Below are 15,208 nucleotides of genomic sequence, written 5' to 3' on the forward strand. Positions count from 1 at the left end.
ACAAAATATATTAGAATTATAAATACCTGTTTATCGTTTCTGAATTTTTAAGATCTTTTTTACGGCACGTTTGCTTAGCTCACCCTTTAAGGTAGCAGCCAGCTTTACCGCTTCATAAGCATTCACAATTCCTCCGGATGTACAGATGTCGTTTAATTCAACTTTCTCCGGCTGTACCCCCTTTGGCCTGCGCAGTCCCGGTTTGGTTACTTTATCTACAGGTTTTACCACCGATTGCTCAATCACATATTTTACCTGTCGGGCCGAGAGACGGGGAAAATACTCGCGTATGATAGTAGCAATGCCCGAAACAACTGGGGCTGCCATACTTGTTCCATCCATAAACTCATACTTATTCTTTTTAGAAATCGTTGCATAAATATTAGTACCGGGAGCAAATACATTCACCACCTTCTTTCCGTAGTTAGAGAAAGATGCTAAAGCAGAGGGTTTCACATCGCTGGCCCCCACAGTAATGAAGTTAGTTGCCGAATAGTCAGCATTAATAAAGAAAGGTGAAGGGTAACGCTGACTTGTATCCACATTTACACCTTCGTTTCCGGAAGCATGGATCAGCAAAACATCGTGAGCTTGTGCATATTTTACGGCATCATCCACCCATTGTTTCTGTGGCGAAAAGTCTTTACCGAAACTCATATTTACCACCCTTGCACCATTGTCAACTGCATATCGTATGGACAGGGCAACATCCTTATCCCGTTCGTCGCCATCAGGTATAGCTCTAATGGGCATAATGCGGGCTTTATCGGCTATACCATCCATTCCCAGGTTGTTGTTACGTTCGGCGGCAATAGTACCGGCCACATGCGTACCGTGCTTTGGATTGCCCGCCCCAACAGTAGGATTACCGTAGTTCCGGTCGTTTATATCTTCCCAGTTATCCCCTACCAAATCCTTGCGCCGTTTGTTTACCTTATCGTATGATTTATGCAATTGCATCATTACACTAACAGCGGAATCTGATGATACATATGCAGGGTTGTTAATGGCTTGAGATGCCTGTTTCCACACACTATATTCCTTCTGTTCATTGACCGACAGACTTGAACTACTACTGTCATCGAATTTATCCCATTTTGAACGTAAGGATTGGTAGGCCCGTTGATTTTCTCTGTCTTTTTCCGAAGATTCTGTCGTAAGGTTTTTTCCTTCCTTATTTCCTAAAAAGTTCCACCCACACACATCGTCAACATAGCCATTACCATCATCGTCTTTACCGTTACCGGCTATCTCGCGATTGTTTCTCCACAACACATTTTTAAGATCTTCATGAGTGGTATCTACTCCATTGTCAATAACAGCTACAATTACAGGATTTACTTTGTACCTGTGCTCTTTTAAAAAGTCATAAGCTTTTTGCAGGCTGATGCCTGGTACGTTATCGCTGGCTTTATCCTTTAGGTGCCAGCCTTGTAACGATGCATTCATCCGGAGCTGAGCATTGGCTTCTTTACATAACACAACTCCAAGAAGTAGTACTACTGCACAACAGATTCCTTTGCTCATACTTAAGCGATTACTTTTTTCCATTTTGATTTTCATTAGCCATTAATATAATTGCATCGGCTGCTACATCTACTTCCCGGTCAGTTTCTACGTTTTCCTTCAGTAAATTTTGGCTGGCCAGTTGCTTTATGTTCACAACATTTTTGTTTGTATTAGTGGCAGACAAACTCAGTTTCTGCGTGACAGTCAATTTTTGCAGTTTTCTACATGCCTCAAGCAGCGTATTGGCTGTTTGCTGGCCTTCCATGTATTTATTCCAGCTGAGGCTTGCGGGAGTTTTGTATATATTTTGTAACTGCTCCTGATTTTGTTGCAACTGTTTAAACTCGGGCATTTCATTTACTCGGGCTTGCAGCTTGCTTTTTATTTCCGCCAGGTTATAACCTACATTCCAAGTTGTATAATCTGCCGGTTTAATTTCGTCGTAAGGGAGGGCGTTAAGCTTATTCCTTTCTCTTCTGTCATTAGTATAGTCCAGGTAATCGGGCAGTAATACATCGGGCGTTACACCCTTTAATTGAACCGAGGCGCCGCTAATGCGATAAAACTTTTGAACAGTCATCCAAAACTCGCCCCCCAGCGGATCGGTATACAGAAAGCCCCCATTAAAGTTGGGTACTTTTTCCACGATGGCCTGGCTGGTTTGAACAGTACCTTTGCCAAAGCTGGGTGATCCCACAATCAATGCCCGTTTATAATCCTGCATGGCCGAAGAAAATAATTCCGATGCCGATGCCGATCCACTGTTCACCATCACTACCAGGGGCCCGTCATAAATTGTTTTACCATCGGTATCAAGGTTAGAATCAATCTTTCCTTCTTTGTCTTTTATTTGTACTCTCGGTCCCATAGGAATGAAGTCTCCTATCATTTGCGAAACATCCATAAACGAACCGCCTTCATTGTTACGCAAATCAATGATAATGCCTTCTACATTCTCAGCCTTCAGTTTTTTCACTTCCTTTCTTATATCCATGAAACAACTTCTTTCCCCGCTATAGAACATGGGCAATTTCAGGTAACCGATTTTTTTGCCCTCCTTTTCAATCAGCAGGCTACTGGCCCACTGCGGATCCTGAGGCAATTCGGCTCTTTGTAAGGTAACAGCCCGGGAACTGCCATCGGGTTTTCTGATGTGCAGTGTTACTTTGGTTCCTTCCTGTCCAAGAACGAGGTAAACAATTTCAGAAATTGTGTGACCAGCTACAGGTTCTTTCTTTCCATTTTGTTCTACGGCCAGCAAAATATCGCCTGCGCCTATCTGCCCCGAAGCGGCTGCCGCCCCACCTGCAATTGTTGAAATTACTTTTACATATCCGTCCTCTTCTTTCAATGGCAGGCCTACGCCATAATAAGCCGCTTTCTCTCCTCCCATGGCAGATCTCCAGGCCTTCATTTCTTCTGCGGTGTTGTAAAATGAGTGTGGATCGGCCGAAAATGGTATCATCTTCAGGTATTGACCAGCAAACAGACTGTCGGGATAATGAGTACACTCGGCAAACTTCTTTTGCATGTTATCACGCAAAATTTTGCGTACTACCTGCTCTGCATCGGCCTTTCCCATTTCTTTTACCGGCATTTTTGCCAGGCGTTCAAGCGCCTGCCATTTCAACCACCTGTTCAATTTCTCAATCTGTTCGGTTTTGTTAGCAGGAAAATTAAGTGAACCCGGCATTGGGTTCTGCCAGGTTTCTTCTTTGCTGAAACGAAAAGGTTTATTCAAAATGGCATTACAAATGGCTTCCGATTCCAATACTCGTTTTCTGTAAATGGCTGCTGCCTGCAATTGAAACTGAGCAGGGGCGCCATTGAGCTCATCATCAATCTGCAATCCGGCTTGCTGCAAAGCTGCAATATCGGGCTGCTGAAAAATGAGTTGATCTTTATCGAGCCAGCCCAAGTATTGTGTAAATAGTTTTAAGGCAAAGGAATCGTTGTACGAGCGTTGGCTGTAATGATTAGCCTTAAACACATTGGCTACACCATGAAACAGCTTGTCGAAATTATTTTCTTTCGGTTGAGCCGCCCCGGCAAAAGGCAACACCAAACCCAACACCCCCAGTATTTTTACTTTAATCTTCATTTGTTTAATTCGTGTTTATACTTCTTACATGCCTGCTCGCCTGGCAATTCCCTTCATTTATTATTCAACTCTTTCCCTATCATATAGCAACTTTAAGTGAGTGCTAACGGGCAAACAATTCCTTCAGTTTGGCAGCTAGTTCTTGCCTTGGCAAATTTTTGGCAATAATCTTTCCCTCAGGGTTAATCAGAAAGTTTTGAGGTACACTATTAACGTGATAAAGGTTAGCTACAGCTCCATCGGTAGTTACCACCTGCGGCCAGCTAAGCTTATCATCCACAATGGCTTTTTTCCAGGCTTTTACCTGCGACTTGCTATCGATGGATACACTTAGGATGGTAAAACCTTTGTCTTTGTATTGCTCATAGAGTTTGCGCACATGTGGATTTTCGGCCCTACAGGGTCCGCACCAACTGGCCCAGAAATCAACCAATACATATTTTCCTCTGAATGACTCGAGTGAAACCATTGTGTTGGTGGTATCGGGCAATGAAAATACCGGTGCAACTACATCAGAGGCTGTTTTGGAAGCAATATCCAGCAGTCGTGTAAATGGCTTTGCAAGTGGCATTTGCTTTACATCATTCGATAAAGATTCATATAAGGCCTTAACTGTCTGATAATCGTCAACCCGATCACCGGCATAAATTTTTAGTACCCAAAGCGAGAGTGGTGAACCTGGATTTTTTCTAATATAGGGTATCAGGATATTTTCATTCAGATGTTTGCTCAACAATATATATTCGTTGTCAATCTTTTTTACCTGTATTGAATCCTTTTCTCTGTCAGCAGCCGTGTAGCCTACCGGCTGCGGCTTGGCCTGTAACCGCAAGGAAGCCTCTCGATAGTCATGCACCATAGTTTGCCCGCTATCCTTTGTCAATTGCTGCTGCTTTGCCAGGTACACGTAATCCTTTTGCCATTTTGCACCCGATCCCGAAGCCTGCATATTTGCAAACTGACCGATGGACTGCAGCACAATCTCACCTGGATTAATGTACAGTTCAGTCATTTCACCTTTTTTCGGGTATTTTACCCGGCCGTACTCATTGGGCGCATGAAGAATGTTTATCCATGTCAATTGAGGTTCTGTTATCTGACCTGCAAAACTGTACTTCCCTTCAATAGGCTTTACAGTATCGCTCTTAAGCCCGTTGGCGGTACGATAACGGAGTACAATTTTGTCCACATCGGCAATACCACTAACACTTCCTTTGATTTGAAATGATCCTGCAAACTGCCCGTAACTTGAAACAGCTGTCAGAAGAATCGCAATGCACTGAAATAATATTTTCTTAAACATATCTTGTCGCTTTATACTGAGCCGGCAATACACATACCGTTGCTACAGATGTAAACATTAGCAGTCTATACTTTTTTCACCGTTAAGATTGTAATGGTATTCGTTTCAGTGTTTTGCTTACCCTGATCGTTAACCATTTGTCTTAAGCCTTTTTCATCAAACCTGCTCTCTATCAGTAAACCGGTAGCCTGGTCAACGGTTTTCTTACCGGTTGCGGAGGTCTTTGAATCGATAGCCATACCATCGCCACCATCTGGGCTACCAGCCACCGTAACGGTTTGATCGATAGTAATAAAAAGTTTAGACGCTTCTATCTTCGTAATCGAAGAATGTCGCGAAACCTTTGTTTCCATACCCCCATTTGTATTGTTGTTGTTTTGATCCCACTTATATCCAACTTCCAATTTTGCATCGGCAGGAAGATCGCCACCAAAAATTTTGGGAGCAAACACACGCAGGGCGTCTTCATTGAAGAAGAAAAGTCCAACCGCAGGGCCTCCCTGGCTTCGTTGCGGTTCAATACCGGGATCCTCATCTACACTCACCATTTTTTTAGTAGTAGCATCAAACGTAAACACCAACGATTTTCCCACCACTTCTTTTACAGCTTCGCCCATTTCACCATCGAGGTCTTCGGGCTTACCCGAGTCGAATTGCACAAGTTCAGCACCCGTTCCTGCAGGGGGAATCGCTTTAAAAACCAGAGACATGTAAGTGGCTTTTATCTGGTACAGGTTATTATTGACCGAAATAATTTCGTAAACAGTACCCAGTATATTTTCCGTGGACATGACCACTGCACTATCAGGATTGTCACCGCTTATGCGGGCTGTAGCATTCGTTTTATACTCTACCAGGTACTTATCACCCTTTTTCAGGTGTAAAGGCAGACCCGTTTGAGCTTGGCTAGAATAGGCAAGGCAGGTAGACAGCGTTACAATTGTGATTATCATCAGTTTCTTAAACATGGATCAATAATTTGAATAATTAAAAAATTAGCTAATTGTAAAAAACTTGGAAGAGGATACCCCCTTGCCGTTCCGCTTAATCAACGGGGTAAAAAAATACCTGCAAACGAGAGCTTATCTTCGATTTACAGGCATTTTTACTGGGCATTCTTATTTTGAGCCTTTGGCAATTTCTGCCTTAATATCTTTAATAAGATCGTCAGAAAAACTTGTTTGACGCAATACAATGTTTCCTTTCTTATCAACTACCATGTGTGTAGGAAAACCTACTACGCCATATTTACCGGCAATTGAGTTCGCTCCGGGAATACAACGGTATTTAAATGCCATTTTTTCAAAAAACTTTTCAACATCTTCTTTCTTGTCCAAACAAATAGAAATAAACTCTACATTCTTATTGTCTTTGTATTCATCAACCAGCTTATTCAACTCGGGCATTTCCATTACACAGGGTTTACACTGAATAAACCAAAAATTGAGTACTACCACTTTTTTACCCGCAAAAGATGAAAGCTCTACCTCTTTACCATTAATATCTGTTGCTTTAAAGTTAAAAGCTTTTGCCTTTTCTGTTTTTGACGCATTTTCTCCCTTAAACTCAGCAGGTTTACCGCCGCCAGCCGCTTTCTCGCCAGGCTGTGCTAAACGAGCCGTTGCGGACATTTCACCGCCGCCGCCAATATCACTACCTTCATCTCCTCCCACTGAAGCCTCCCTGATATTGGTTCTTGTCTCTCCACCACCGTTTCGCTTACGTTCTTCCATGGTCGCTTTCCGGTAAACCATGGCTCGTATCACTTCATCTTCATCAATATATAAGTCCGATTCAAAAAGGGCACTGCGTTGATATTTATGTACCACCGGATTCATTTTACCATCAATTTCCAGCGGAATCAGGTTGCCTTTCTCATCAAATATGGCAACACGGCCTATGTTGATAGATGTCATAGCCACTTCCGATTGGTTAACCTTTTTCAACCCTTTCAAAAAGTCGGCTGCTTTAAGATTCGGATCAAACTTAATGGCCATACTCGATTCCGGATCATCAATAGAACCTTCACTTGAATAAGTTTTCCGTTTCTGTAAGGCTTCTGTCACTCCTTTTAACTGCATCTGCTCTTCGATTGTGGCCTTACGCACCAGCATGGCTACCACTTTGTTAGGATCGGCAGCATTGGCATAAGGTATCACCACATAATCCTTTTCGGGCCTTGAAGCGTATTGCATAAACTGCTCAAAGCTAAGTGTAGTACCATCTTCGAGGTAAAGACCTTTTCCTTGAGAAGGATCGAAACTCTTAGCCTGATCAGGGCTCAGTTTAAAAGGATTGAGTGCCACCATATTTTTTAATACCTCCACTTTTACAACGGGATTGGTTTGTGCCTTACCATGTTGCTGTACTGCTGTGAGTAACAAAACAGTAAGAAGGAATGCTAATGTTTTACGTTTCATATTCAAGTTTTTTTTATTATTACAAATAGGCAAGAATTAATTAACCATAAAGTAATCTTACCTAATACTAGAAAGACGATTTAATTAATGTTAACTACTACCGACATTTACTTTTTTTCATTTATTAGATTAAAAAAAAGAGGCTGTCCAAAAAAAAGGGTGACCTTTGTTTTTAAGCTGCTGACCAAAAACGTGCTGTGCTTGGATTTTGATCACGCGGACAGGGTGATGGTGAGTTTTAGAGCCTATAACTTATGTATCGTTGTTGTACCTATAACACGATTTCTGATAGGCTTGTCAACAGGGCATGGTTTCCCCTGAGAAGGGCCTTTTAGCTAGTTTTCTCAGGTTGTGGCAAGGGCCATCAAAGCCAAACTCAAGATTGACTTTTGCTAAACCTTTTCATGGTAAATCGGTCCGGTTGTTGGATTTTAGTTGTCCGAATACGGCTTCTACTTCCTCCGGCCGTTTACTGTGGTGCATCAGTTACTTGTTCTTCTCGATGGAGCCGTTCCATACGAAAGTATGCCGATTTGAGGTCGATTCAATCTTGGATAAGTTCTTTAAGATATTGAAAAAGCACGGCCTGCTTATTTTACCCAAGCGACAGTATGTGCAAACTACTTTTTCCAAACACTGGCTGCGCAAATACCCCAATCTGTTAAAAAACCGTTCGGTGGAGCACCCTGATCAAGTGTGGGTGAGTGACATTATTGCAGTGCCGAATACGTCAGCTTGGCCCAGGAGCATCGCATTCAATTGAGCATGACCGAACAGTCGGATCCGTATGAAAACGCATTGGCCGAACGGATGAGCCGAACGTTGAAAGAAGAATTAGGCTTGGGCAAAGTGTTGAAGTCAAGACTGCATGCAAAATTATCCCAAAAAAGTCATTAGCCTCAATTTCTAATGACCGCCATTAGAAATTAAGAGTGTTAACTTGTTGATAACTATTGGTTTTATACCAATGTAAATTGGAGGAAATTGCAGTAAGTAAACCTTATTTGAACTTGGACCTGAAAATTGACTTTACAGACAAAGAAATAACTCCTTGGTCGGGTATTATTTTGATGAAAAAAATGTTGGACAGGATGGATTTTGAAGCTGCATTGGATCAGTTGCCATTGCCTGCCCCAGGGTCAAACCGGGGGTATTCTCCGCATCAACTCATCCAACAGTTTATGACCAGTATATGGTGTGGGGCCAACAAGTTTGAACATTGCGAGGTAACGCGCCATGATGCGGTCATGAAACAATGCTGGGGTTTCAAACAAATGGCAGGCAGTAAAGCCATCCAGCGCTTTTTTAATAAACATACCCTGGCCACCAACCAGCAGATCTTCACCCCTTTATACCAATGGTTTTTTGGCAATCTGCAGTATGATAATTACACGCTGGATGTCGACTCCACCATCCTTACCCGATACGGCGGGCAACAGGGTAGTAAAAAAGGATACAACCCCCTTAAGCCAGGCCGCAACAGTCATCATCCTTTAATCGCCTTTATAGAGGAAACAAAAATGGTCGCCAACTTTTGGCTGCGAAGCGGCGACAGCTATACGAGCAATAATTTTCAGGGCTTTTTAGCCGATACGATAGAAAAACTAAACGGTAAAAAAATAGGCTTATTCAGGGCCGACAGTGGATTTTACGGTAAAGAAGTATTTGAGTATCTGGAGCAAAGTCCACAAGTGGGCAACTACATCATTGCCGCCCGGCAGTACAAACCGATCCAACAAAAACTCGCCGCACAACACCTGTAGGTAAAAGTTACTGCTGGTATCGAAGTGGCCGAAAGCACTTATCAAAGTCCCCTGTGGGATCAACCCAGAAGGCTGGTCATGGTCCGCCAGCAAATCAGTGAACGCCCCTGTGCAACGGGCAAAACGCTGAAACTATTTGAAGACGAGGGCATTTATAAAAATTACCGCTACAGTTGTTTTGTCACCGATTTAACCCTGCCGGCACTTCAGGTGTGGAATCTGTACCGGCAAAGGGCCAATTGCGAAAACCAGATCAAAGAACTGAAATACGATTTTGGGGCAGACAGCTTCAATCTTAAAAACTTTGATGCCACCGAAGCGGCCCTGAACTGGGTGATGATGGCCTATAACTTCATCAGCCTTTTCAGGCAGGTCGTGCTTAATACCCAAGTAGAACAACGCCTGAAACATTACGCTACAAGGTGTTTGCCATTGGCGGGTATATGGTAAAAAACGGCAGCCAGAAAATCCTAAAACTGTCGCTGGCCATGAAACGAAGAGAATGGTTTACCGGCCTATGGAATTGTAATAAAACATTTGACTTGACAAAAACTTAAATCCCTAATGACTTTTTTGGGATTATTGTTGCAGGAAGCGGTCGACCTGTATAATTATCGGCCGCATTTATCTTTGCAGATGAAAACACCTCAGCGTGTCTATAAAGAAAAATCCCAGCCTCTTTTGAAACTGGGATAAGTATTAAAAACCGTCAACTTATTTCAGGACGATTCAAACCTAGTAAGCAATTATCATTTCCACTCAGCGTTCTGTACAAGATTGGTATTCGCCTGCAATTCTTTCGGTGTAAAGGGGAATACATAATACCTTGGTGTAAACTGGCGGGAAAATTTTGCCGAGCTTGAATTAGGAGTGAGCCAAAGGTTTCCATTGCTTCTATCAACGAAACCATTGAGACAATCATACACATTTTTAATTACCTGAGGCCCTATTTGCCAACGCACAATATCAAACCAACGCAAGCCTTCACCTGCAAGTTCAACTCTGCGTTCACGCCTTACAAGCGCCCTTAAGGAAGCCTTATCAGGGTGAGTAGTAGCATCAGCATTGGGAAGACCGGCTCTTTGACGAAGCTGATTGATAGCAGCGTATACAGAATAGTCTATTTGTCCGGCTTCAATTTTGGCTTCGGCATACATCAGCAATACTTCGGCATAACGAAACACAATAACATTACCTCCGGTACTGCTTAATGCTGTTGTTCCGTAGGCAGTGTTCCAGTAGTCGCTTAAATTACTCAGGTATTTTTTTAAGTTATAACCGGTAGGTGAATTGCCCATCGCAGTTTTATCATTACTGGGGTTTAACGTATAGCCTGAAGACGTTCCGCCACCTGTAGGAGTACCGCCACCGCCAATAGGAGTACCACCACCAATGGAACCGCCGCCTCCACCAATGGGACTACCGCCTCCCCCAATGGAACCGCCGCCTCCACCAATGGAACCGCCGCCTCCACCAATGGGACTACCGCCTCCACCCATGGGACCACCGCCAAAACCACCGCCACCATTAGGGGTAATCGGGTCAAAATAAATGCCATTGTAGAGTAATCCAGGGCGAATAATGGTAGCGTCAAGGCGTCTGTCGCGATTCATATACGGTTGCAGCGCATTGTAAGAGGGGTCGTTCTGGATTGTTTTTCCGTTCAGGGTTTCAAACTCATCCACCAGGCTTTGGCTAATGGCCACAGCAGATGATCCTGCCGGCGCAATGGCTATTTCTGCAAGGGTACTTTTATAATTATTAGTGCCTAGCATATACTGAACATCCATAATTACTTCCTGATTCATAGGGCTGTTCTCAAATTGCGGGCGAAAAAGATCTTGATAGTCGGGATACAATGAATAGCTGAAAGGGGGATTCATTAATTGCTGACAGGTAGCAATACAATCACTGTATTTACCACTAAACAATTCAATACGGGCTTTCAGGGCCAGCGCTGCCCCCCTGGTAGCTCTTCCTTTATCACTGCCAGAGTAATTAACAGGCAAAACGGGGGCAATCAATTCCAGCTCTTTGATAATCGAATCGCGAATCACTTCTCTTTTCACCTGTTTTTGCATCCGGCTTTGCTCCGCTGTCATAGTGTGTGTTACAAAAGGTACATCACGATAAAACTGGGTAAGTATAAAATAACGGTAAGCACGCAGGAAACGTGCCTCCGCCTTCATACGATTTTTTAATGCGGGAGCAATAATGTTGTCGCCGGCTCTGTCTACATTCTCCAAAAACCAGTTACAGGTATTAATGGTTTGATAAGTATAGTTGTTGGGGCTATTGCTATTGCCGGAAGCAGTCAACATGCCATTGGCAAATGCTTCATAATTATTGGCAAATGGCCCTCCGCTAAACATACTTGAATAAGCAGCATTATCCGTATAACAATCGTTATACAAAATATTATCCGCGCTTTCCCAGTTTAAGTAGCAACCATTAATGGCTGCCGTTACATCTCTACTGGTGGTCCAGAATGTTTCATTGGTATAAACATCTTTAGGAGTTCTGTCAAGAAAATCCTTTGTACATGCTACCAGCAGGCTGCTGCAAATAATTGCTATTACAGCTATCATAGCGTATTTATCTTGTTTAATAGTCATGATCGTAAAATTTAAAACATGAGAATAGTACTACTTCTTTTTACAAAATTTAGAAACCAACGCTGATGCCAAAACTGTGCAACGACGTAGCAGGATAACCATTCGAAGAAGCCTGCAACATTGTTGTTTCGGGATCAAGCCAATTCCAAAAACCAGGGGCAATAACAAAAAGGTTGCTTCCAGTGTAGTACATACGCACGTTACCCAACCCTACACGTTTGCAGGCCGCAGCCGGCAGATTGTATGAAAACGTAAGATTAGCCAATTTTATGTAATTTGCCTTACGCATCCAAAAATCCGAAACGGTGGCAGTGGGGTTATTCTGTGTGTAGTTATTCCAGGAGCGAGGAAATTTGCTACTAGGGTTATCTGTTGTCCATCTATCCCAGTAGTCGGTCACCACTTTATTGTCTGCATTGGACACTTGTCCAAGCGACTGACCCATCAATACTTTTCTGCCAATATCACCACGGAACAACAGGCGTAGGCCAAAGTTTTTCCAGCCTCCCTCAAGAGCTAAACCATACTTCACAGGTGCTGTAGCTTGACCAAGATTTACACGGTCGTTTCCGTCAATTTTCCCATCTTTGTTAATATCCACATAGCGGATATCGCCGGGACCTACAGTGCTGTTTAAAACAGGTGATCCGGTTACTTCCTGCTGGTTTTGATAAATACCGTCAGATACCAATCCCCAAATGGTGTACAAACTCTCTCCTTCTACTCTGTCATAAGCTGTGGAAAGATCAGTAGAACGCTCCTTAACACGATATGAAGTTATCTTATTGATGTTGTAAGCTGCGTTGGCACTCACGCTCCAAATAAAAGCTTTAATTTTATCACTATACCTTAAATCCATTTCCAAGCCCTTGTTGTACATGCTGCCTGAGTTTTCAAATGGAGCTGATAATCCATAATTGGCAGGCACCCCCACCTGCTGCATTAACCCATTGGTTTGTTTATGGTAAGCATCAAATGCAAGGCTCAGCTTATCGCGAAACATGCGGGCATCCAAACCAAAATTAATCGTTCTGGTCTCTTCCCATCTCACATCAGGATTGTAACCTCCATTTGGATATACTGAAGTTTGCAATTGATTATTAAAAGAATAACTTCCCACTCCCAACTGTTGCAAGTAGGTATAATATCCGACTGAACTATTACCCAGAATACCCCAGGAAGCCCGTAGTTTCAGGAAACTAAGCGTTTTGTTCAGGCGTTCCGCATCTTTATAAAAATCGTGGCCGGAGATAATCCAGGCACCCGAAAAAGCGGGAAATATTTTATAGCGGTTATCCGGTGCAAAAGCGGTGGTTCCATCAGCCCTAAGGGTTGACTCCAAAATAAACAAGTCGTTGTAATTGTACTGCAAGCGGCCAAAAAAGGCTTGCTGTACAGCCTCCAACTCGCTTCCTCCAGGTGCCTTATTGCCCTGACCGGCAGCTATGCTGGGTGTTTGAATGGCTGTATTCAGAAAATTCTCCTTATACACATTTAAAAAATTAGCGTACGCATAGCTACGCATTCCACCCACCATTACTCCTATTTCGTGGTTGCCAAATAGCTTAGTATAATCGACCACAACCTGAGAGGTAAGGTTATAAGATTTACCTATGGTCTCATCTAATTTGCTCAGATAATTTGAGGTAAAGGGATTTTCTACCAAAGGTGAACCTTCAGCACCATTGGCATAAGAAACCAATTCACTCAAAAAATACTTTGAAGAAGTAGTAGAATAATTATATCCTAAAGAGGGTTTTACGGATAAACCCTTCAAAGGTGTCCAGTTAACACCTAGGTTACCATTTACAGCAGAATTCGTATTTTTATAGGAAGAAGGTGTTTCCAGCCAAGCTTCAGGATTTACTGATCTTTTATTATTACTATAAGCACCGTTTGCCCATTTCTGCGGAAGCATTGGTGAAAATTGAGTAAGCAATAACAAAATATTAGGGTCAGCTGTACCATTTGCAGCCCCTGCACCGGTGATTGGGCCCGTCGCAGGGCTATATGCAAAATTCACCCCTCCATTGAATGCAAATTTTTCGCCTAACTTACTGACCATGTTAAACCTGGAGCTGTATCGTTGATTTTTGAGATTAGGAATATTACCATCTTGTTGCATATACTCTAAAGATAATGCGTATTTTGATCGTTTATCGCCGCCATTAATACTCAAATTATGGCGTTGCTGCATACTCCCCGTTCTTAAATACTGGTCTTCCCAATTGGTATTGGGGTAATTTACAAGATCGGATCCATCTTTAAACTTTTGTATCTCCTCAGGGGTATATGGAGTAAGTCTACCACCGCCACCACCAATGATAACACCACCACCACCACCTGGAGCTGATTCATTGGCTATTGTTTCATTTACCAAGGTGGCTTGTTGCCATGATGAGAGGTAGGTGGGTCTGCGGGTAAAATTCGTTAATCCTGCATAATAATCGTAATTCACTTTTAAAGAGTTCAGTTCACCCTTCTTTGTAGTAACAAGTACAACTCCATTAGCAGCACGGATACCGTAAATGGCAGCTGAAGCGTCTTTTAGAACCGTTACTGATTCAATATCCTGAGGATTAACCAAGTTAATATCACCTTCAAAACCATCAATCAAAACAAGGGGCTGGTCGTTACCGAAACCAAAATTATTAGTCGATGGGGTAATAGCCGTAGCGGCATCGCCTGCGGCCCTTAGGTAATCAAGTCCTGTATTTTTGCCCCGGATTAACATCCTGTTCCCCCCTCCACCAGGCGTATAGTCCTGAGTAATATCGAAACCGGGTATCCGTCCATTCAATGCTTCATAAATATTGGTATAGGGCTGGTTTTCCATGTCTTTGGCGCTGATAGTACCCACTGCACTTGTGAGATTCTTTTTCTTTTCCGTCTTATAACCTACCACCACAACTTCGTTGCCCACAACTATTTTTTTAACCATCTTAATGGTAACTGCTATTGATTTTGTTACTGTTAGTTCTTTCGTTTCATATCCTAAGAAAGTAAAGACCAGAACACGTGAAGAAGTATCAGGTACAGATAAAGAAAAGTTCCCGAGCTGATCTGTAGTAGTTCCCAAACTCGACCCCTTAATGATTATCGTTGCCCCTGGCAGCGGGCCCTCGTCATCCCAAACCTTACCGGTAATAACAATAGGCGAAGCCTTAAGCTTATTGCCGTTTGAAGGATCGGTATTTAACTTTAGAACAACCGTCTTCCCAATAACAGTGTATTGAAAGGGCTGATTTTTAAAACAAAGGGATAGTACCTCATCAATACCGACATTTTTTACATCCATATCCACCGGACGGGCATTTTTTATCATCTCTGAACTGTATAAAAATTCATACCCACTTTGCTTTTGGATCTCGTCCAATACTTTCTCAAGAGAAAGTTTTTTAGCAGAGATACTGATTACCTGCGATTGCACCTCAGCAGATGCCGAAAGAAATATGACCAGCATAAAAATAGTCGTTAACTTCATAACAAGAAGCGTC

General features: G+C 42.7%; 8 protein-coding genes and 1 pseudogene. 2 read left to right on the forward strand and 7 right to left on the reverse strand.

All coding sequences use genetic code 11. From position 1 onward, the window contains the following. Positions 1-30: 30 nt before the first annotated feature. The 5 genes from L2B55_RS13610 to L2B55_RS13630 all read right to left on the reverse strand — a co-directional run bounded on the left by L2B55_RS13610 (position 31) and on the right by L2B55_RS13630 (position 7,333). Positions 31-1,563, reverse strand: coding sequence for a S8 family peptidase (locus L2B55_RS13610; RefSeq protein WP_237846663.1), 1,533 nt, complete (start codon positions 1,561-1,563; stop codon positions 31-33). Continuing rightward, positions 1,538-3,610 (reverse strand): carboxy terminal-processing peptidase, encoded by a 2,073-nt coding sequence (locus tag L2B55_RS13615; RefSeq protein ID WP_237846665.1) that lies wholly within the window; start codon positions 3,608-3,610, stop codon positions 1,538-1,540. Before L2B55_RS13615 ends, L2B55_RS13610 begins: the two co-directional genes overlap by 26 nt. A 103-nt stretch (positions 3,611-3,713) precedes the next feature. Continuing rightward, positions 3,714-4,913 (reverse strand): TlpA disulfide reductase family protein, encoded by a 1,200-nt coding sequence (locus tag L2B55_RS13620; RefSeq protein WP_237846666.1) that lies wholly within the window; start codon positions 4,911-4,913, stop codon positions 3,714-3,716. Between the two features lie 65 nt (positions 4,914-4,978). Next, entirely contained in the window at positions 4,979-5,881 is a 903-nt protein-coding gene (locus tag L2B55_RS13625; RefSeq protein ID WP_237846668.1) for a hypothetical protein, read from the reverse strand. A gap of 150 nt (positions 5,882-6,031) precedes the next feature. Continuing rightward, complete coding sequence (locus L2B55_RS13630; RefSeq protein WP_237846670.1) at positions 6,032-7,333, reverse strand: TlpA family protein disulfide reductase; 1,302 nt, start codon at positions 7,331-7,333, stop codon at positions 6,032-6,034. Between the two features lie 765 nt (positions 7,334-8,098). Between L2B55_RS13630 and L2B55_RS13635 the strand changes: the two genes are divergently transcribed. Together L2B55_RS13635 and L2B55_RS13640 are read left to right on the forward strand one after the other, a co-directional pair. Further along, positions 8,099-8,230: a transposase gene (locus L2B55_RS13635; protein ID WP_237846674.1), complete on the forward strand. Its 132-nt coding sequence runs from the start codon at positions 8,099-8,101 to the stop codon at positions 8,228-8,230. Positions 8,231-8,343: 113 nt separating this feature from the next. Then, positions 8,344-9,546: pseudogene (locus tag L2B55_RS13640) on the forward strand (IS1380 family transposase). A 299-nt stretch (positions 9,547-9,845) separates the two neighbouring features. On the opposite strand, the gene L2B55_RS13645 reads toward L2B55_RS13640, so the two are convergent. Then, positions 9,846-11,711: a RagB/SusD family nutrient uptake outer membrane protein gene (locus L2B55_RS13645; protein WP_237846675.1), complete on the reverse strand. Its 1,866-nt coding sequence runs from the start codon at positions 11,709-11,711 to the stop codon at positions 9,846-9,848. A gap of 49 nt (positions 11,712-11,760) precedes the next feature. Continuing rightward, positions 11,761-15,195 carry a TonB-dependent receptor gene (locus L2B55_RS13650; RefSeq protein ID WP_237846676.1) on the reverse strand — a complete coding sequence of 1,145 codons (3,435 nt, stop codon included), beginning with the start codon at positions 15,193-15,195 and terminating at the stop codon, positions 11,761-11,763. Positions 15,196-15,208 lie beyond the last annotated feature (13 nt).

Origin of the sequence: Solitalea lacus, from assembly GCF_022014595.1 — a bacterium.
GTDB lineage: Bacteria > Bacteroidota > Bacteroidia > Sphingobacteriales > Sphingobacteriaceae > Solitalea > Solitalea lacus.